Below are 19,249 nucleotides of genomic sequence, written 5' to 3'. Positions count from 1 at the left end.
GCCTGCCGTGCCCTCGACCTCCTCGTGCCCGGCATGGCCGATCAGCAGGATCTCGAAGTCGTCGCGCGAGAACCGCACGGCCTCGCGGTGCACCTTGGTGACCAGCGGGCAGGTCGCGTCGATCGCGCGCAGCCCGCGCTCCGCCGCCGCGTTCACGACCGCCGGCGAGACGCCGTGCGCCGAGAACACGACGTGCGCGCCCTCCGGCACTTCGTCGACCTCGTCGACGAAGATCGCGCCCTGCTGCTCCAGCTCGGAGACGACGTGCACGTTGTGGACGATCTGCTTGCGCACGTACACCGGGGCGCCGTAGTGCTCCAGCGCCTTCTCGACCGCGATGACGGCGCGGTCGACGCCAGCGCAGTAGCCGCGGGGGGCCGCCAGCAGCACACGCTTCTGTCCCTGGACCGGGATATCCTGAAGCCGCCCGCGCGATCCCGGCTCCCTCTTCACGGGGATCCGGGGCATCGGCAGGCTGATGGTCGCGTCGCTCACCCCTCGATCGTACGCGGGAAGCGCTGAACAACGGATGGGAGGGCCAGCACGGTGCCCCAGGCAACGGACACGTCCCCGTCGGTCGCGATGGTCCCCGGCCCGCCGACCCTCGACGCGCCGTGGCCGGTGGCGCTGCTCTCCTCGAAGATCCGCGGCTGGATCGACCGGCTCGGAACCGCGTGGGTCGAGGGCGAGATCACGCAGTGGGGCGTCTCCGGCGGCAACGTCTACGGCAAGCTCAAGGACCTGAACGAGGACGCCACGATCAGCTTCACGATCTGGTCGTCGGTGAAGGCGCGCATCCCCGCCGATCTCAAGCAGGGCGACCGGGTGATCGCCGCGGTCAAGCCCAACTACTGGGTCAAGGGCGGAACGCTCACGATGCAGGTCTCCGACATGCGCCACGTCGGCCTCGGCGACCTGCTGGAGCGGCTGGAGCGGCTGCGCGCCCAGCTCGCGGCGGAGGGGCTGTTCGCTGTGGAGCGCAAGAAGCGCCTGCCGTTCCTCCCGCACACCATCGGGCTGGTCACCGGCAAGGACTCCGACGCCGAGAAGGATGTGCTGCGCAACGCCCAGCTGCGCTGGCCGCAGGTGCGCTTCCGCGTCGTGCACGCCGCCGTGCAGGGCGAGCGCACCGTCACGGAGGTGACAGCGGCCATCCGCACGCTCGACGCCGACCCCGAGGTCGAGGTCATCATCGTCGCCCGCGGCGGCGGCGACTTCCAGAACCTGCTCGGCTTCAGCGACGAGACGCTCGTGCGCGCCGCGGCCGCCGCCGTCACGCCGATCGTGAGCGCGATCGGGCACGAGGCCGACCGGCCGCTGCTGGACGAGGTCGCCGACCTGCGCGCCTCCACCCCCACCGACGCCGCCAAGCGGGTCGTCCCCGACGTCGCCGAGGAGCTCGCCCGCGTCCAGCAGGCCAGGGCCAGGATCGGCACCAGGCTCACGCACGCCATCGCGCACGAGATCGACAGGATCGGCCACCTGCGCACCCGACCGGTGCTCGCCTCCCCGTACTGGATCGTCGACTCGCGCGCCCAGGAGCTGACCCGCTACGTGGCGCGCGGCGTCGAGCTGGTCGAGCGCTGCGTCGAGAAGGAGACCACCAGGATCGCGGAGCTGCGCGGCCAGCTGCGCGCGCTGTCCCCGCAGGCGACGCTCGACCGCGGGTACGCGATCGTGCAGACGGACGCCGGCCACGTGGTCGCCGCGCCCGCGCAGGCTCCGGCCGGCACCGGCCTGCGGGTGACCGTCTCGGGCGGGGCGTTCGCCGCCGTCGCCGGGGACGAGGTCGCCTCCCCCGCGCATCCCGCGGACTCAGCAGGTTCCCCGGCAGCCAAATAGAATGGACACCATGCCCACCTCCGAGATCAGTGCGCTCAGCTACGAGGAGGCGCGCGACGAGCTCGTCCGCGTCGTCACCGAGCTGGAGCAGGGCTCGGCCACCCTCGAGGAGTCGATCGCTCTGTGGGAGCGCGGCGAGGCCCTCGCCCGGCACTGCGAGGAGTGGCTGATCGGCGCCAAGGCGCGCCTCGACGCGGCACGCGCCGGCGCGGTCCAGCCCGGCACGGCGGGAGCCTCTGACCCCGAATGAGTCCCCGCAACAAGCCGCCAGCGGTCGTCGCCGAGCTCGGCCGCCCGGAGACCCCGGAGGAGACCGCCGCCCGCAAGGCGCAGAACTCCGCGAACCACCGCAACCGGCAGACGGTCAACAACCTCGTCTTCTCGCTGCTCGCGACCGTGGCGCTGGTCATCGTGATCGTCCTGGTCGTGCCGCGCGGCAATCCGACCGCGTCCACTCCCCCTGTCGACTACGCGACGATCGCCCAGCAGGCACAGGGCGCGGAGCCCGATCCGCTGCTGGTGCCGGAGCTGCCCTCCGGCTGGCGCTCGAACTCCGCGGAGCTGCGCACCAAGACCGCCGACAAGGTCGACTCCTGGTACATCGGCCTGCTGACCCCCAAGGGCCAGTTCATCGGCATCACCCAGGGCTTCGACGCGAACGAGAGCTGGGTGGCCGAGCAGATCGACCGCTCGAGGATCGCGGGCACCCGCGACATCGACCGCGTCCGCTGGGACGTCTACGACAACCGCGACTCCGGCAGCGACGCCGGCAACGTCGCCTATGCGCTCACCACAACAGCAGGGCGCAGCTCCGTCGTGGTCTTCGGCACCGCCGAGGACTCCGAATTCCGAACGGTCGCCTCTGCGCTGGCCGGACAGCTCGAGACCCTGGGAGGCCACTGATGCCGACGACCCGTCCTGGACGTATCTGGAACGCCATGCTCGCCGGAAACGAGCGCTTCGTCTCCGGCACGCCGGAGCACCCGCACCAGGATGTGCAGCGCCGCGAGTTCGTCGCGGAGGGCCAGGCGCCCGTCGCCGCGATCTTCGGCTGCGCGGACTCGCGGCTCGCGGCCGAGATCATCTTCGACATGGGCCTCGGCGACGCCTTCGTCGTCCGCAACGCCGGTCAGGTCGCCTCCGACTCCGCCATCGGCTCGCTGGAGTACGCGGTGGCCGTGCTCAAGGTGCCGCTCATCCTCGTGCTCGGTCATGACTCGTGCGGCGCCGTCGCCTCGGCGATCGCCTCGCAGGCCGAGGACGCGGAGCCGCTGCCCCCGCACATCCAGCAGCTGATCGCCCCCATCGTCCCTGCCGTGCACCGCGTGAGCGGAGTGCCGGAAGGGGAGCCCGTCGACCCGTCGGCGGTGGACGCGGGCGAGGTCGGCCGCGAGCACCTGCGCGACACGGTCTCCGACCTGCTCGCGCGCTCCGAGGTCATCAGCGAGGCGGTGGCGGCGAACCTGCTCGCCATCGTCGGCGCGAACTACCGTCTCCAAGAAGGTCGGGTCGTCCCCGACGTCGTCGTCGGACTGGCCGAACCGGTCGCCGACCCATCGCACGGACGCTGACGCGTTCCGAGCCCAGAAAGGAATACACACCGTGGTGGACACCCAGGCGGACGCCGAGTACCGCATCGAGCACGACACGATGGGCGAGGTGCGGGTCCCCGCAGCCGCGCTCTACAGCGCGCAGACGCAGCGCGCCGTCGAGAACTTCCCGATCTCGGGATCCGTGCTCGAGCCGGCCCAGATCGCCGCCCTCGCCCGCATCAAGAAGTCCGCGGCCCTGGCGAACGCTGAGCTCGGCGTGCTCGATCGTGACGTGGCCGATGCCATCGCGGCCAGCGCTGACGACGTGATCGCCGGCATCCACGACGGCGAGTTCCCGATCGACGTGTACCAGACGGGCAGCGGGACGTCGTCGAACATGAACATGAACGAGGTGCTGGCGACTCTGGCGTCCCGCCGCCTCGGCCGGCCGGTGCATCCGAACGACCACGTCAACGCGTCGCAGTCCTCCAACGACGTGTTCCCGACCTCGGTGCACATCGCCGTCACCGGCGCCCTCATCGATGACCTGATCCCCGCGCTCGACCACCTCGCGGTCGCGTTCGAGGAGAAGGCGGAGCTCTGGAAGGATGCCGTCAAGTCCGGCCGCACGCACCTCATGGACGCCACGCCGGTCACGCTCGGGCAGGAGTTCGGCGGCTACGCGGCGCAGATGCGGCTCGGCATCGAGCGCGTGCAGGCTGCGCTCCCCCGCGTCGCCGAGGTTCCGCTCGGCGGCACGGCCGTGGGCACCGGCATCAACACGCCTGCCGGCTTCCCGCAGCTCGTGATCCGGCTGCTCACGCAGGAGACGGAGCTGCCGATCACGGAAGCCCGCAACCACTTCGAGGCGCAAGCCAACCGCGATGGCCTCGTCGAGGCATCCGGGGCGCTGCGCACGATCGCGGTGAGCCTCACGAAGATCTGCAACGACCTGCGCTGGATGGGCTCCGGCCCGAACACCGGGCTCGGCGAGCTGCACATCCCCGACCTGCAGCCCGGATCGTCGATCATGCCGGGCAAGGTCAACCCGGTCATCCCGGAGGCCACGCTCATGGTGGCCGCGCGCGTCATCGGCAACGACGCGACGATCGCGTGGAGCGGCGCGTCGGGTGCGTTCGAGCTCAACGTCGCCATTCCGGTGATGGGCACGGCGTTGCTGGAGTCCATCCGGCTGCTCTCCAACGCCACGCGGGCCCTCGCCGACAAGACCGTTCGCGGCCTCGAGGCGAACCTCGAACGGGCACGAGCTCTCGCCGAGTCGTCGCCATCGATCGTTACGCCGTTGAACAAGATCATCGGCTACGAAGCGGCCGCGAAGATCGCGAAGCACTCCGTTGCGCAGGGCATCACCGTGCGTGATGCGGTCATCGACCTCGGCTTCGTGGAGCGCGGCGAGGTGACGCTCGAGCAGCTCGACACCGCGCTCGACGTGCTCAGCATGACCACTCCGCCTACTGCCGGTTAGCTCTATCCGGACCCGGGTACCCCGCGCGATAGGCACCCGCGTCGAGCGCGATGTCTTCGTCTTGCCGTGCGCGCTCAGACGAAGAGCGGCAGTGCCGCGACGGATGCCCAGAATCCGCCGAGCAGATACGGTCCGAACGCGAGGTTCCCGGCTCCGCCCCTGGCGGCGAGAATCGTCAGGGCGCCGAGTCCGGCCGTGATGAAACCCAGAACGACCGTCCCCACCACCACGAGCACGGATGCCGCACCACCGGCGAGCGCCAGCACGGCCACGAGCTTCACGTCGCCCATGCCGACGCCGCCGGTGACGGCGAGAAGAGCGAAGAACCCGCCGACGGCCAACGTGGCGACGGCCGCGGCGGCCGGCGGTCGTCCCGTGGCGAGCCAGCCGAACGCGGCGCCGACAGACGCGAAGGCGAACCCGGGCAGCACGAGCGTGTTCGGCAGGCGGTGCTCTGCCAGGTCGACGCGGCACAGTTCGGGAGTGACGACCGCGAGGTACAGGCATCCGACCAGCTCGAACCGCACCCCGACGCCGAAGATCGCGACCACGAGGAGCACTGCTGCGAGCGCGGACTGCCAGGCGAACCGGACGGCTCGGCTGCGCGACCGACGGGAGGCCGGCCGGCGATCGAGACCGGGGAGCGTGGCGGACACGGCTCGACGCTAGCGGGAGCGGGAAAACCTGGGAGCGATCTGTCCACAGGGCGCACCCGACCGAACGATGGACCCGGCCGCCGATCCAGGCCCGGGCCGCGCGCCGGCCCCTCCCCGACGCGCGGCAGTCCAGGCCGAGTGCTCAGGCGATCTCGCCGAACTCCAGGAGCTCGGTCACCAGCGCCGCGATCGCCGAGCGCTCGGAGCGCGTCAGTGTGACGTGGCCGAACAGCGGGTGGCCCTTCAGGGTCTCGATCACGGAGGCGACCCCGTCGTGACGCCCGACCCTGAGGTTGTCGCGCTGGGCGACGTCGTGGGTGAGCACGACCTTGGAGCCCTGGCCGATGCGGCTGAGCACCGTGAGCAGAACGTTGCGCTCGAGCGACTGCGCCTCGTCCACGATGACGAACGCATCGTGCAGTGAGCGCCCGCGGATGTGCGTGAGCGGAAGCACCTCGAGGATGCCACGCTCCACCACCTCGTCGATCACGTTCTGCGACACCACGGCGCCGAGTGTGTCGTACACCGCCTCACCCCATGGCGTCATCTTCTCGCCCTGGTCGCCGGGCAGGTAGCCGAGCTCCTGTCCACCGACCGCGTACAGCGGACGGAACACCATGATCTTCTTGTGCTGCTGCCGTTCGAGCACCGACTCGAGGCCGGCGCACAGGGCGAGCGCCGACTTGCCCGTGCCGGCGCGTCCGCCGAGCGACAGGATGCCGATCTCGGGGTCGAGCAGCATATCGATGGCGAGCCGCTGCTCCGCCGAGCGCCCGTGCAGACCGAAGACATCACGGTCGCCGCGCACCAGCTTCATCGTTCCGCCTGCGGTCACGCGCCCGAGTGCCGAGCCCCGGTCGGAGTGCACGATGAGTCCGGTGTTGACGGGCAGGCCGTCGAGGGCGTCCGACTCGAGCTCCTCGTGCTCGTACAGCTTGGCCATGTCTGCGGAGCCGAGGTCGAGGTCGGCGACCCCGGTCCAGCCGGACTCCGGTGCGAGCTCGGCACGGTACTCCTCCGCCAGCAGGCCGATGGAGGCGGCCTTGACCCGCAGCGGCAGATCCTTCGAGACCACCGTCACGGCAAGTCCGTCGTTCGCCAGGTTCTGTGCAACGGCGAGGATGCGGGAGTCGTTGTCGCCCAACTGCAGGCCGCTCGGCAGAACGGACATGCTGGAGTGGTTCAGCTCGACGCGCAGGGATCCGCCGTCGCCGACCGGCACGGGAAAGTCCAGTCGTCCGTGCTGCACGCGCATCTCGTCGAGCAGCCGCAGCGCCTGGCGGGCGAAGTATCCGATCTCCGGATCGTTGCGCTTGCCCTCGAGCTCGCTGATCACGACCACCGGGATCACCACGGCGTGCTCGGCGAAGCGGAACAGCGCTCGCGGGTCCGACAGCAGCACCGACGTGTCGAGCACATACGTGCGCTCGGCCTGGTGCGTCTTCGTGTCGACACTCGACTGCGCCGTTGTCCGGCCGTGCGGAACCTGGGTTTGAATCGCGGTCACAACCACTCCCACCCCGCGCGTCCCATGCTCTGGAACTCTGCGCGGATCCTGTCGACGAAGCGGCCGCACCTTTCAAGACGATTCCGTGACGGACGCCTCGGCCGGGCCGGATGCCCGACATCTCGACGCTAGGCCCCACCACCGACATCCGAGGCGGTGACACGCACGCTGGAGCTAAAAGCGACGGCCCTCCCTATCGCACGGCCGTCACGCCGCAAGCGGCGCGCCGGAACCGGCGATGGGGGCCCAGTGGGAGGGACTACGCCGTGGAGTAGGACGTGAACGCGCCGCGCAACATCTCGAGCGTCTCCTCGCCGAACGAGACGTGAGCGCTCAGCCGCACGGTCCCGGCCCGGGTGGTGGCGGTGATACCGTGGTTGAACAGCGACGCGCTGAGCGCGGTGAGGCGATCGTGCGGGGGCTGGATCACCACGATCCCCGCGCGTTCCGGCGTCTCTCGAGCCGAGGCGACAGGGATGCCGTACTCATCGGCGAGGTCGATGACGCGGTCCACGCGGTCGGCCACTGCGGCCTCGAGTACGTCGACGCCGACGGATGCTACGTCTTCCAGTGCTGCAGACATCCGTGCCTGGGCGACGCTGTCCGCTCGTGCGACGGTGAACGCCGTCGCTGCGCGCTCCGGCGGCAGGACCTCGTCGAAAGGGTCGACGACTCCGGCCCCGGTGTGACCGCTCCAGACCGGAATGAGGTTGTCGATCGCGCGGTCGGACAACGCCATGAACGCAGCGCCCCAGCCTGCGCGCAGCCACTTCTCCGCGCCGACCACGACGACGTCGGCGACTTCGTACGGGGCATCCACCACTCCGAAGCCCTGCACCGCGTCGACGATGAGCAGACGATCGCCGATGACCTGGCGGATGCCGTCGATGTCGGCGACGTATCCGGTGCGGGAGTCGACGAGGCTGACTGCCACCGCGGTGACCGAGTCGGAGAGCTGTTCCCGAACCGTTCCCGGGGTCACCCTGCCGTGGTCCGTCTCAAGCCAGACCGGCTGAACGGCGTGCAGCGCCTCGGATGCCCGCGCCGCCGAGAACGTCAGCGACGGGAACTCGGCGCGGGAGAGCAGTACGGCGCCGGTGAGCCCGAACATCGCGTGCATGAGCCCGGTGCCCACGTTGGGCTGGAACACGATCTGGTCTGCGGGGAAGCCGGTGAGAGCGGATGCCGCCACGCGCATCCGCTCGTCCTCATTGCGCAACGGAGCGAGAGAACCGAATCTGCCCCTGGAGAACACCTCGTTGATGCCCTGCACCTCGGCGACCACGGATGCCGAAAGCGGACCGACCCTGGCGAAATCCAGATAGCCGGGCTCTTCCAGGAAACCTTCGGCGAACTCTTCAACCGTTGTCACGCGACCTCCCCGAGTCATTCTGCTGTGTCGCAGGGAGTAGACAACAGGGTCAGCGCAACGGGACCGCCGTCATCCGTGAACCGGCGCATCATCCGCCGTAGCGACGGTTGCGACGGGAGAAGTCGCGCATCGCTCGAAGGAAGTCGACCTCGCGCAGGTCGGGGCCCAGCGCCTCCACGAAGTAGAACTCGCTGTGCGCGCTCTGCCACAGCATGAAGTCGCTCAAGCGTTGCTCACCGGAGGTGCGGATGACCAGGTCGGGATCGGGCTGGCCGCCGGTGTACAGGTGGGCGCCGATGAGGTCGGGTGTGAGCCGCTCGGCGAGATCCTCCAGGCTGCGGCCCTCGGCGTGATGCTCGGCGACGATGCTGCGCATCGCATCCACGATCTCCTTGCGACCGCCGTACCCGACGGCGAGGTTCACGTGCATGCCGGGATTCTCTTTCGTGCTCTGCTCGGCGTCGCCGAGCGCCTGCACGAGCCGTTTCGGCAGCCCGGCCGTCGTGCCGACGTGCTGCACGCGCCAGTCCCCCGCCGCCGACACGGCGTGCGCCAGATCAGCGATGATCTCGATCAGGTCGGCGAGCTCGCTGCGATCGCGGTTGCTCAGGTTGTCGGCCGACAGCAGGTAGAGCGTGACCACCTTGACGCCGAGTTCGTCGCACCAGGTGAGGAACTCGAGCATCTTGGCCGCCCCGGCGCGGTGACCGTGCGCCACCGTCTCCAGCCCGAGCTGGCGAGCCCATCGCCGGTTGCCGTCGATGATCATCGCGACGTGCTGCGGCACGGACGCCGGATCGAGGCTGCGCCGAAGCCGATTCTGATACAGCCCGTACAGAAAGCCCGGGCCGGGCTTCGGTATCCGGCTAGAGGTCACCCGATTACGTTAGCGCCCAACGGGACCCACTCCCAGGTCGCGGCCTACGCGCTCACCTATCCTTGCGGCATGCCTCGCCGCGCCTCTCGCGAATATACCGACGTCGCCGATGAGCTCGCTCAGCCTGCCGGCACGCTCTCACCCGCCGACGAAGCGATCAAGGCGGATGACGAGCGCGAGAAGGGCATCCCGAACCTGCCGCTCGTGGATGCCTCTGCCGCGCATCCCTCGGAGCTCAAGCCCACCTGGCGCGGCTGGATCCACGCGGCGACGTTCCCTGTCACGATCGCCGCCGGCATCGTGCTGATCTGCCTCGCGCACGGCGTACCCGCGAAGTGGGCATCGGCGGTCTTCATGCTGACGTCGATGCTGCTGTTCGGAAACTCCGCGCTATACCACCGGTTCAACTGGAAGCCACGCACGAAGCTCGTGCTCAAGCGCATCGATCACGCGAACATCTTCCTTCTGATCGCCGGCACGTACACCCCGCTCGGGGTCCTAGCGCTGCCACCGCAGAAGGGGTTCATCCTGCTGTCGATCGTGTGGGGCGGCGCACTGCTCGGCATCGCGTTCCACGTGTTCTGGATCACCGCGCCGCGCTGGCTGTACGTTCCGCTCTACGTGCTGCTCGGCTGGGCAGCGATCATGTATGTCGTCGATCTCGTGAACGCGAACGCCGCGATGATGGTGCTCGTCTTCGTGGGCGGCGGCCTCTACACGATCGGCGCGCTGGTCTACGGGTTCAAGCGTCCCAATCCGTTCCCTGGGCGCTTCGGCTTCCACGAGATCTTCCACACGCTCACGGTTCTGGCGTTCCTCTGCCACTGGACCGCGTCGCTGCTGATCGTGCTGCACCCGGCCTACAACGGATGACCCGCTCCCCGGCTCAGACCGCTGCGGCGAGCGCGAGCGCGAGCGTGGCGACGACGACGGTCACCGGAGCAACGACGAGTCCGATGAGCATGTAGCGACCCCACGGCACGTCCACGCCAAGACGCTTCAGCCGCGAGTGCCACAGCAGAGTCGCCAGCGACGCCCACGGTGTGATGAGCGGACCGACGTTCACCCCGATGAGCAACGCCATGAGCTGAAGCGGATGCTGCGCCACCGGCTCCAACGCCAGGTACGCCGGCAGATTGTTGACCGCGTTCGCCCCGACAAGTCCGGCTCCGGCGACCCTGAGCAGATCGGCCGGTGAGGTGCCGGGAGCGGCGATCACGGACAAAACAGCGCGGGATCCGACGGCTTCCAACGCTCCCATGGCGAGGAAGAGCCCGCCGGCGAAGACGATCGTCGGCCATGGGACGAGCCGCGCGTGCAACGCATCCCGCCTGAGCACCGCGAACACGACGACGAGCACGAGCGCCGCGATGCACGCCGGGACCCACACCGGAACGCCCGAGACGAGCGCCGGCAGCAGCGCCAGCACGACGAGGGCGGCGGCGAGCGTGAGACGCCGCTCCGGCACCTTCTCCGGCCGCGGCACGACGTACCTGGCGGCGAGCGTACGGCGGCCGATCACGGCGATCGCTATCACGGGCAGGAGCACCGCCACGATGGCCGGCGCCCCGCTCAGCGCCAGGAAGCCGGCCGCGCCCACTCCCCCGAGCTTCTGCTCGGCGAGCAGGTTGGTGAGGTTGGAGACCGGCAGCAGAAGCGACGCGCAGTTGGCGAGCATGACGGTGGTGAGCGCGAACGGCAGCGGATCCAGACGCACGTGCCGCGCCATGGTGACGACGATCGGGGTGAGCAGCACGGCCGTGGTGTCCAGCGAGAGGAAGATCGTGCTGACCGTGGCCACGGCGACCGTCAGAAGCCAAAGCATCCAGGCACTGCCCCGCGCGGCGCGCGTGCTCCACGCTGCGACGGCGTCGAACAGCCCGGCCTCGGCGGCGAGCTCGGCGACGACAGTGATGGCCAGCACGAAGAGCAGAACGGGCCAGACGCGATCGACGAGGGCGATGGCATCCTGTGCCGGATAAATCCCGAACAGGATGGCGAGTCCACCGGCGACGAGCAGTGCCGCGCCGATGATCAGGCTGCGCACGCGCGTCCTCAGGCCGCGGCCGTCAGTCGCGGTCGGGACGCCGCGCGGCGTCCGTCCCGCCCGGCGTCTCGCCCTCCGACCTGACGATGTCGGTACCGCGCTGCGCCTCCTCGGCGTCCAGCTTCGCGTTGACCTCCGCCCGGTAGCGGGCGCGGCGTACCCGGCGCATCATGTCCCAGATCAGGAGGATGGTCGCCACCGCGATCAGCAGCGTGATGACGAAACCCCACACCCCCGGTGTGACGAGGTCGGCGTTCGGGATCTTAGGCGTGGGGGTGGGCGACGGCGTGGCCGCCAGCAGCAGTGTTGCGAGCACTCAGCGTGCCTCGATCCTCGTGTCAGGAACGACGGAGTCGTCCTCGATCCCGGCGAAGAGATCGTTCTCGGGCACTGTGGTCTCCACCTTCGAGTCGATGAGTTGGTAGTCCTCGTACGGCCACGCCTTGCGCTGCACGTCGTTGGGCCAGAAGAAGAACGAGCTGTCCGGAGACACCTGGCTGGCGTGCGCCTTGAGCGCCGAGTCCCTTGCCTCGAAGAAGTCACCGGCAGGCACGCGCGTCGTGGCGAGATCCGGCTGCTCGCCGAACCGCTCCATCATGCCCTCGAAGTGCTCGAGGAGCGGCGACTCCGGGTCGTCGGCACGTACCTGCTCGAACACGCTCGCCATGCGCTTCGCGTTGAAGATGCGGTCGTAGTACAGCTTGGATACCTGCCAGGGTGCGCCGGCCCGCGGATACCGCTCGGCATCGGCAGCCCACTCGTACGCCGCGACCGAGACGTCGTGGCAGCGGATATGGTCGGGATGCGGATAGCCGCCGTTCTCGTCGTACGTGAGCAGCACGTGCGGCCGGAACTCGCGGATGATCGTGACCAGCGGCTCGGCCGAGATCTCCAGCGGGATGTCGGCGAACGAGTTCGGCGGCACACTTCCGTCGTCGCTCGGCATACCGGAGTCGACGTATCCCAGCCAGCGGTGACGGATGCCGAGAACGCGCGCCGCCGCATCCATCTCGACCCTGCGCAGTCCGGGGAGATCCCGCTCGGCCATCGCACGGGCCACCAGCCCCTCGTTGAGGATGTCTCCCCGCTCGCCTCCCGTGCAGCTTACGACCATGACGTCCACGCCGTGGTGGGCGTAGTACGCATACGTCGCAGCCCCCTTGCTGGACTCGTCGTCGGGGTGGGCGTGCACGGCGAGAAGTCGGAGAGTCATAGCAGGCATCCGGCAATCTGTGCGAGTCGCGCGACGGTTTCGGTCGGCGACGATGCGATGGGCAGTGGGCGAACGGGACAGTGCCGAGCGGGCCTTCACAGCGAAAGCACGTAGGCTTGGTGCCCAGCCTAATCGTTCGATATCGGAGGTCGCCTCGTGCCCGAACCCACGGCATCCGGGGCGCCGGCGGTCGGTGCGCGGTACGGTCGCACGGCTCGAACGAGACGGCGGGATCGCTGGCTGCTCGTGGCCCTCGGGGTCTTCATCGTCGTCGTCGTGGCGTGCTGGACGGTGTGGGCCGGCCTCGACCAGGTGCGCGGTTCGGGCATCACCGTCGACACCGGTGCCAACCAGGTGCTCGACAACCAGCACGTGAAGGTGTCGTACACCGTTTCCGCGGATGCCGGCGCATCCGTCGCCTGCGCGATCGAGGCCCAAGACGTCGATTTCACGGTCACCGGGTGGAAGATCGTGCAGCTCCCTCGGTCGTCTCAGACCACCCGATCGTTCACCACGACGGTGCGCACGATGCAGCCCAGCGTGAGCGGATCGGTGGACTCCTGCTGGTCTTCCGCTGCCCGCTGACGTAGAATCATCTGATACGCCCTGACGGACACGTCGGGGCGTACATGTTGATATGCCCCTTTCTCATCCCTTTTCCGTAGGAGTTCACATGTCCCAGGACACGCAGGTCACCTTCCTGACCCAGGAGGCGTACGACCGTCTCTCCGCTGAACTCGAGCACCTCAGCACCGTCGGCCGCAGCGAGATCGCCAAGCGCATCGAGGCAGCTCGCGAGGAGGGCGACCTGAAGGAGAACGGGGGCTACCACGCGGCCAAGGACGCGCAGGGCGTCCAGGAGGCCCGCATCGCCCAGCTCACCGAGCTGCTGCGTCACGCCAAGGTCGGCGAAGCACCGCAGAGCCGCGGCGTGGTCGAGCCAGGAACGGTCGTGACCGCGGTCATCGCCGGTGATGAAGACACCTTCATCATCGGAAACCGGGAGATCGGCGACGGCAGCGAGCTGTCCGTGTACAGCGAGGCGAGCCCGCTCGGGGCCGCCATCCTCGGCCTCAGCGTGGGCGACTCCACCTCGTACACGGCCCCGAACGGCCGCGAGATCCAGGTGAAGGTCACGAACGTGGAGACCTGGACGGGGCAGTAAGCCGCAACGCCTTAGTCGACGATCGGGTCGTATCCCGCTTCGCGCAGGATGCGCACCACCTCGGCCTTGTGCTCGGGGCCGCGCGTCTCGACGCTCACCGCCAGTTCGACCTGGCTGATCTGCAGCCCGTTGCCGTGCCGCGTGTGCAGCACCTCGACGACGTTGGCGTTCGCCGCCGCGATGAGTTCTGACGTGCGTGCTAGCTGGCCCGGCCGATCGGGCAGCATGATCCGCAGCTTCAGGTAGCGGTCGGAGACGGCGAGGCCCGCTTCGACGACGCGCTGCATGAGCAGCGGATCGATGTTGCCGCCGGAGAGAACGACCACGGTGCGTCCGAGCTCTCCGGCGGATGCCTGCACCGCGCCGGAGAGCAACGCCGCCACCCCGACCGCGCCGGCCGGCTCGACCACGAGCTTGGAACGCTCCAGCAGGAGCAGGATCGCACGCGCGGTGTCGTCATCGCTCACCGTGACGATGTCATCGACCAGCTCCCGCACGATCTCGAAGTTCAGCGCGCCCGGCCGCCCGACCGCGATGCCGTCGGCGATGGTCGGCCCGACCGCGATGTCCGTCGGCTCTCCGGCGGTGAGTGAGACCGGGAAGGCTGCCGCGTTCTCCGCCTGCACTCCGATGATCCTGATGTCACGTCCCTCGAGGCGGGCACGCTGCTTGGCGGCGGACGCGACCCCCGCGATCAGCCCGCCGCCACCGATCGGAACCACGATCGTCTCGACGTCGGGGACGTCGTCGAGGATGTCCAGGCCGAGCGCGGCCTGACCGGTGATGACATCCGGATGATCGAACGGCGGAACGAGGATCGCACCCGTGTCGCGGGCGAACTCGGCTGCTGCACGCAGCGGCTCCTCGACCGTCGCACCGCCCAGGACCACGTGCGCACCGTAGTCGCGTGTCGCCTGCAGCTTCGGGAGAGCGACGCCCAGCGGCATGAAGATCGTGGACTTGACGCCCAGCTGACGCGCGGCGAACGCGACGCCCTGGGCGTGGTTCCCTGCCGACGCCGCGACCACGCCGTGAGCCCGCTGCTCGCCACTCAGCTTGGACATCATGTAATAAGCGCCGCGGATCTTGTACGACCCAGTGCGCTGCAGGTTCTCGCACTTCAGCAGAACCGGAGACCCGAGCAGCTCGGTGAGATGGTTCGACGTCTCGACCGGCGTCTTCTTCGCGACGCGCGCGACGATCTCGTGGGCGTGCTCGATCTCATCCAGGGCAGGGCAGATGGTGGATTCACGAGGAGTTTCGCTCACGGACGTCACCGGCACAGTTTACGTTCCCACCCATTCCATGGCGGTTATGGGCATCCCACCGCGGTGTTCAGGAGGCGGCGGCATCCCGCCGGTCACGCCAGCGGCGCGGCCGAGGCACCGTCTTCCACAGCGCATCCGGCGGCCCGGTGTACGGAGCGTCGGGTCCGGCCCGCCATGCGCCCGACGACACGTACCTGACCATCACGTTCAGCACGGCCGCGAACGGCACGGCGAACAGCGCGCCCGGGATGCCGGCCAGTAGCGATCCCGCCGCCACCACGAGCACGACGGCGAGCGGGTGCACCTTCACGGCCGATCCCATGATGAGCGGTTGCAGCACGTGGCCCTCGAGCTGCTGCACCGCGAGCACGCCGGCGAGCATGATGATCGCGGCGACCCAACCGTTGTAGACGAGCGCCACGACGACCGCGAGGGCCCCGGTGATGACGGCGCCGACGATGGGGATGAACGATCCGAGGAAGACGAGCACGGCGATCGGGATCACGAGCGGCAGTCCGAGGAAGAAGGCCACCAGCCCGATGCCGAGCGCGTCGATCGAGGCGACCAGGACCTGCACGCGGGCGAAGCTGGTCAGCGTGACCCAGCCGGCGCGACCGGCGCCGTCCGTAGCGGCACGTGCGCCGCGTGGGAAGATCCGCACGATCCACGACCAGATGCCCTTGCCGTCGATGAGGATGAAGAGCGTGCTGAAAGCGGTGAGCACAGCGCCGGTGAACACATGACCAAGCGTCGAGCCGATGGACAACGCACCGGAGATGAGCACCTGGCTGTCCTGTTGCAGCGCCTTCAGCGCTTGTGAGACATAGCTGTCGATCTGCTTGTCGGTCAGCTCCAGTGGCGGTCCCTGCAGCCAGGCCTTGAAGTCGTCGAACGCCTGGCCGCTCCTGTGTTGAAGTGCCTGCGCCTCGCCGCGGATCTGCCACACCACGAGCACCACGAGACCGCCGACCACGACCAGCACGGCCGCCAGCGCGACCACGATCGCGAGCCAGCGCGGCCAGCTGTGGTGAGCGAGCCAGTCGACGAACGGCACCAGCAGTGCGGCGAGCAGCACGGCGACGAGCACCGGAACCACGATGAGCCTCAGCTGCACGATGAGGAAGACCACGACCGCGATCACTGCACCGATCAGAAGCAGGCGCCAGGACCAGGCTGCGGAGAGGCGTACTCCACGGGGAATGGATGACTCGACGGTGTCGTCGGTGCTCTCGGACGCAGGATGGTTCGGCGCAGGTGGTCGGGCCATCGCGTCAGTCTATTTGTGTTTGCTGAGGGTTCAGCATGCACCGTTCGTCAGAGGGTGCGGATAGCCTCGCGGAGTGGCATCCAGTGCACCGTCGACCATCTCGCCCGCCCTCGCGCGGCGCATCGCGCTCGCGGCACAGGGGTTCGGCAGGCCGCGTCCTGCGACCGTGGGCACTCGTCAGCTGAACGGCCTCATCGACCGCATCGGCTTACTGCAGATCGACTCCGTCAACGTGTTCGAGCGCAGCCACTACCTCCCGGTGTTCGCTCGGCTCGGCGCATACGACAAGGGGCAGCTGGATGCCCTGACGATGCGTTCGCGCGCCCCACACACCGAGTACGTGGCGCACGAGGCTGCCTTCGTGCGGCGCGAGGACCGGCCGCTGTTCCAGTGGCGCATGGACGCCATGCGTCGGCGCTACGGAACCGGGACCGAGGCATGGGACGCATCCCACGGCCGGACGGCTCGGTGGCTGCTGGACGAGCTGGCGGCGAACGGTCCGATGGCCGCCAGCGACATCGAGCACGAGGAGAACGTGCGTAAGGGTCCGTGGTGGGGCTGGTCCGAGGTCAAGCGCACGCTCGAGCTGCTGTTCCGTTTCGGCGACGTCGCCATCGCCGGCCGGAACAGGTTCGAGCGTCGCTACGCGCTGCCCGAGCAGGTGTTCGCGTCCTCCGTGCTGGAGACGAGGGTCGAAACGACGGATGCCGTCCGCGAGCTCGTGCGCCGCTCGGTTCGTGCCCTCGGCATCGGCACGCTGAGCGACATCGCCGACTATTACCGGCTGAAGTCCGTTCCCACCCAGGCCGCGCTGGCCGATCTCGAAGACGCGGGTGAGGTGAGCCGCGTCGCCGTTCCCGGCTGGGAACGTGCCGGCCGGCCGGCCCCCGTGTGGCTCGCGACGGATGCCCGCCTGCCTCGGCGGGTGCAGGCATCCGCCCTGCTGTCGCCGTTCGACCCGATCGTGTGGGAACGCGCCAGAGCGCTTCGGATGTTCGGTCTGGACTATCGCATCGAGATCTACACGCCGGCTCCGAAGCGCGTCTACGGCTACTACGTTCTGCCGGTGCTGCAGGATGACCGCATCGTCGCCCGCGTCGATCTGAAGAGCGATCGGCAGGCCGGTGTGCTCATCGTGCGGTCCGCGTGGGCGGAGGCCGAGGCTGATGACGAGACTCCCGCCCGCCTGGCGGCCCTACTCCGCGAGGCGGCGGAGTGGCAGGGTCTCTCCGCCGTTCAGGTGCGCGAACGGGGTACCCTCGCACGCGAGCTGGCGGCGGCCCAGAGCTGATGAGCACGCCGATCCTCCTGGTCAGGTGCTCGTTCTGCTCGTCAGCACCGGCGAGCGGGAGAGCTCGATGCTTCCGGCCAGGATGAGCGCGAGCCCGATGATCTCCGGAATGAGCCAGAACCCGAACCTCACCTGGTCGTGGAACAGGACCACCCCCAGGACGACGCTCACGATCGGGTCGGACAGGGTCACGGCCGGCTGCGTGGCGACGAGCGAACCGGACTGCAGCGCGTTCTGCAGCAGGAAGAAGCTGAGGATGCCCGCGGCGATCATCGTGTAGACCTGCCAAGAGGCGAGCATCCCGACAATCGAGACGCGAAGCTGGCCCATCACGACCTTCATCACCGCGGCCGTCGTACCGAACCCGATGCCTGCTGCGGCGCCGAGCACGGCAGCGCCGGTGGCGCCGGGCGATCGTCCCGCGAGGACCAGCCCGAGGATCAGGGCGGCGATGACGGACAGCGCCACGATCCAGGCGACCGGCGGAACGTGCTGGTTTCCTGCGTGTGGCGCGAGCGCGATCAGTAGGGTCGCGAGCCCAATGGCCATTCCGAGGCCGCCGATCCAGGCACGCCGTCCCGGCCTCGAGTGGAAGAAGAGTCGCATGATTACCAGCGTCAGCGGGAGCTCTGCCGCGAACAGCGGCTGCACCAGCGACAGCTCTCCGACGCTCAGCGCCGCGGCCTGGAACACGAAACCGCCGATCGCCGTGCCGATGCCGAGGAGCCAGGTGCGACGGCGCAAGAGGTCGAGCATGAGCGCCGACCTGAATCGCTCACGATCAGGGGCCGCTCGGGCGGCTCGGCGCTGCAGCACGGTACCGAAGCCGTTGCTCGCGGCGCCGCACAGGGCGAACAGGATCGCGAGGACCATGACCAGGCTCACCCCGTGGCTTCGCGCAACCCTCCCACGATCCGAGGATTACTCCTGCCCGGAACCAGCCGCCGGGGATTGATCCGGCAGGAGCCGCAGTGTAGCGCTGAGCTGCGATGAGGCGGTGACGGCCTGACGCGCGCCGCCACCGCCTCACCGGTCAGGAGCTGCGCCCGTCGAGCTCCGGCGTCAGCGGCGGCTGGGTCCGCTCGATGGCCACCACCTTGGGGTCGTTCTCGTCGGCGCCATAGTCGGATGCGCGGGTGGCATCCGTCGTGTCCTTCACCTTGAACAGGCGAAGCACGATCGTCACCACCGTGGCGACGACCGCGTTCAGCACGAACGCGGAGACACCGATGTAGACCGGAACCGCGGTGAACGGGAACGGTGCGATGGAGCCGCCGAAGTGCGCGTGCGTTGCCGGGTTGACCACGTTGTACGCGGCCCAGGTGCCGTACGCGATGCCGACCGCCCAGCCGGCGAACAACGCCCACTTGTTGAACCAGCGTGTGTACAGGCCCGCCACGATGGACGGGAACGTCTGCAGGATCCAGATGCCGCCCAGCAGCTGCAGGTTGATCGCCGAGGACTGATCCATGCCCAGTACGAACACCAGGGCGCCCAGCTTGATGATGAGCGAGACCAGCTTGGACACGCTCGCCTCGTGCTTCGGCGTGGCGTTCTTCTTGAACAGGTCCTTGTAGATGTTCCTGGTGAACAGGTTGGATGCCGCGATCGACATGATCGCCGCCGGAACGAGCGCGCCGATCGCGATCGCCGCCAGCGCGATGCCGCTGAACCAGGACGGGAACGAGTCGAGGAAGAGCTGCGGCACCACCAGCTGTGCGTTGAT

General features: G+C 68.9%; 20 protein-coding genes and 1 pseudogene. 9 read left to right on the top strand and 12 right to left on the bottom strand.

Annotated features, from left to right (window positions below):
• Positions 1-468: pseudogene (locus tag ACTHNC_RS09750) on the bottom strand (4-hydroxy-3-methylbut-2-enyl diphosphate reductase); the annotation flags it as partial.
• A gap of 114 nt (positions 469-582) precedes the next feature.
• Here ACTHNC_RS09750 and xseA point away from each other — a divergent pair.
• From xseA to ACTHNC_RS09725, 5 genes are read left to right on the top strand one after another with little or no spacing between them, the layout of a single operon-like run.
• The gene (gene xseA, locus ACTHNC_RS09745; protein WP_440294407.1) at positions 583-1,842 is read left to right on the top strand and encodes an exodeoxyribonuclease VII large subunit; all 1,260 of its coding nucleotides are present in this window, start codon (positions 583-585) and stop codon (positions 1,840-1,842) included.
• Position 1,843: 1 nt separating this feature from the next.
• Positions 1,844-2,092: an exodeoxyribonuclease VII small subunit gene (locus ACTHNC_RS09740; protein WP_440294405.1), complete on the top strand. Its 249-nt coding sequence runs from the start codon at positions 1,844-1,846 to the stop codon at positions 2,090-2,092.
• The gene (locus ACTHNC_RS09735) at positions 2,089-2,745 is read left to right on the top strand and encodes a DUF4245 domain-containing protein (RefSeq protein ID WP_440294404.1); all 657 of its coding nucleotides are present in this window, start codon (positions 2,089-2,091) and stop codon (positions 2,743-2,745) included. The genes ACTHNC_RS09740 and ACTHNC_RS09735 overlap by 4 nt, the downstream gene beginning before the upstream one ends.
• Positions 2,745-3,413 (top strand): carbonic anhydrase, encoded by a 669-nt coding sequence (locus tag ACTHNC_RS09730; protein WP_440294403.1) that lies wholly within the window; start codon positions 2,745-2,747, stop codon positions 3,411-3,413. Before ACTHNC_RS09735 ends, ACTHNC_RS09730 begins: the two co-directional genes overlap by 1 nt.
• A 31-nt stretch (positions 3,414-3,444) precedes the next feature.
• Positions 3,445-4,860, top strand: coding sequence for a class II fumarate hydratase (locus ACTHNC_RS09725; protein WP_440294402.1), 1,416 nt, complete (start codon positions 3,445-3,447; stop codon positions 4,858-4,860).
• 74 nt (positions 4,861-4,934) lie between these two features.
• On the opposite strand, the gene ACTHNC_RS09720 is transcribed toward ACTHNC_RS09725, so the two are convergent.
• From ACTHNC_RS09720 to ACTHNC_RS09705, 4 genes are all read right to left on the bottom strand, one after another.
• The gene (locus ACTHNC_RS09720) at positions 4,935-5,516 is read right to left on the bottom strand and encodes a prepilin peptidase (protein ID WP_440294401.1); all 582 of its coding nucleotides are present in this window, start codon (positions 5,514-5,516) and stop codon (positions 4,935-4,937) included.
• A 142-nt stretch (positions 5,517-5,658) separates the two neighbouring features.
• Positions 5,659-7,014 (bottom strand): PhoH family protein, encoded by a 1,356-nt coding sequence (locus ACTHNC_RS09715; protein ID WP_440294406.1) that lies wholly within the window; start codon positions 7,012-7,014, stop codon positions 5,659-5,661.
• 268 nt (positions 7,015-7,282) lie between these two features.
• Complete coding sequence (locus ACTHNC_RS09710; protein WP_440294400.1) at positions 7,283-8,395, bottom strand: aminotransferase class V-fold PLP-dependent enzyme; 1,113 nt, start codon at positions 8,393-8,395, stop codon at positions 7,283-7,285.
• Positions 8,396-8,483: 88 nt separating this feature from the next.
• Entirely contained in the window at positions 8,484-9,272 is a 789-nt protein-coding gene (locus tag ACTHNC_RS09705) for an isoprenyl transferase (RefSeq protein WP_440294399.1), read from the bottom strand.
• Between the two features lie 69 nt (positions 9,273-9,341).
• On the opposite strand from ACTHNC_RS09705, the gene trhA reads away from it, so the two are divergent.
• The gene (gene trhA, locus ACTHNC_RS09700; RefSeq protein ID WP_440294398.1) at positions 9,342-10,145 is read left to right on the top strand and encodes a PAQR family membrane homeostasis protein TrhA; all 804 of its coding nucleotides are present in this window, start codon (positions 9,342-9,344) and stop codon (positions 10,143-10,145) included.
• Positions 10,146-10,158: 13 nt separating this feature from the next.
• Here the strand turns inward: trhA and ACTHNC_RS09695 are convergent, their stop codons facing one another.
• From ACTHNC_RS09695 to mca, 3 genes are read right to left on the bottom strand one after another with little or no spacing between them, the layout of a single operon-like run.
• The gene (locus ACTHNC_RS09695; RefSeq protein WP_440294397.1) at positions 10,159-11,319 is read right to left on the bottom strand and encodes an SLC13 family permease; all 1,161 of its coding nucleotides are present in this window, start codon (positions 11,317-11,319) and stop codon (positions 10,159-10,161) included.
• A 22-nt stretch (positions 11,320-11,341) separates the two neighbouring features.
• Positions 11,342-11,635, bottom strand: a complete 294-nt coding sequence (locus ACTHNC_RS09690; RefSeq protein ID WP_440294396.1) for a hypothetical protein — start codon at positions 11,633-11,635, stop codon at positions 11,342-11,344.
• Positions 11,636-12,532, bottom strand: a complete 897-nt coding sequence (gene mca / locus ACTHNC_RS09685; RefSeq protein ID WP_440294395.1) for a mycothiol conjugate amidase Mca — start codon at positions 12,530-12,532, stop codon at positions 11,636-11,638.
• A 156-nt stretch (positions 12,533-12,688) separates the two neighbouring features.
• Here mca and ACTHNC_RS09680 point away from each other — a divergent pair, with 156 nt between their 5' ends.
• Both ACTHNC_RS09680 and greA read left to right on the top strand, forming a co-directional pair.
• On the top strand, positions 12,689-13,117 hold the full coding sequence (locus tag ACTHNC_RS09680; protein WP_440294394.1) for a DUF4307 domain-containing protein: 429 nt from the start codon (positions 12,689-12,691) through the stop codon (positions 13,115-13,117).
• Positions 13,118-13,205: 88 nt separating this feature from the next.
• A complete protein-coding gene (greA, locus tag ACTHNC_RS09675; RefSeq protein ID WP_440294393.1) occupies positions 13,206-13,697 on the top strand; it encodes a transcription elongation factor GreA in 492 nt (163 codons plus the stop codon).
• An 11-nt stretch (positions 13,698-13,708) separates the two neighbouring features.
• Here the strand turns inward: greA and ilvA are convergent, their stop codons facing one another.
• Together ilvA and ACTHNC_RS09665 are read right to left on the bottom strand one after the other, a co-directional pair.
• Entirely contained in the window at positions 13,709-14,974 is a 1,266-nt protein-coding gene (ilvA, locus tag ACTHNC_RS09670) for a threonine ammonia-lyase (protein ID WP_440294392.1), read from the bottom strand.
• Between the two features lie 58 nt (positions 14,975-15,032).
• Positions 15,033-16,232 (bottom strand): AI-2E family transporter, encoded by a 1,200-nt coding sequence (locus tag ACTHNC_RS09665; RefSeq protein WP_440294391.1) that lies wholly within the window; start codon positions 16,230-16,232, stop codon positions 15,033-15,035.
• Positions 16,233-16,305: 73 nt separating this feature from the next.
• Here ACTHNC_RS09665 and ACTHNC_RS09660 point away from each other — a divergent pair, with 73 nt between their 5' ends.
• A complete protein-coding gene (locus tag ACTHNC_RS09660; RefSeq protein ID WP_440294390.1) occupies positions 16,306-17,523 on the top strand; it encodes a winged helix-turn-helix domain-containing protein in 1,218 nt (405 codons plus the stop codon).
• A 21-nt stretch (positions 17,524-17,544) separates the two neighbouring features.
• Here ACTHNC_RS09660 and ACTHNC_RS09655 read toward each other — a convergent pair whose 3' ends face one another.
• Positions 17,545-18,408 (bottom strand): DMT family transporter, encoded by an 864-nt coding sequence (locus ACTHNC_RS09655; protein WP_440294389.1) that lies wholly within the window; start codon positions 18,406-18,408, stop codon positions 17,545-17,547.
• 148 nt (positions 18,409-18,556) lie between these two features.
• Positions 18,557-19,249 (bottom strand): sodium:solute symporter family transporter (locus ACTHNC_RS09650; RefSeq protein ID WP_440294388.1); only part of this gene is annotated, 693 nt, incomplete at its 5' end.

Origin of the sequence: Humibacter sp., from assembly GCF_051954055.1 — a bacterium.
Taxonomy (GTDB): domain Bacteria; phylum Actinomycetota; class Actinomycetes; order Actinomycetales; family Microbacteriaceae; genus Humibacter.
This window is presented reverse-complemented; position numbering and strand designations above follow the sequence as displayed.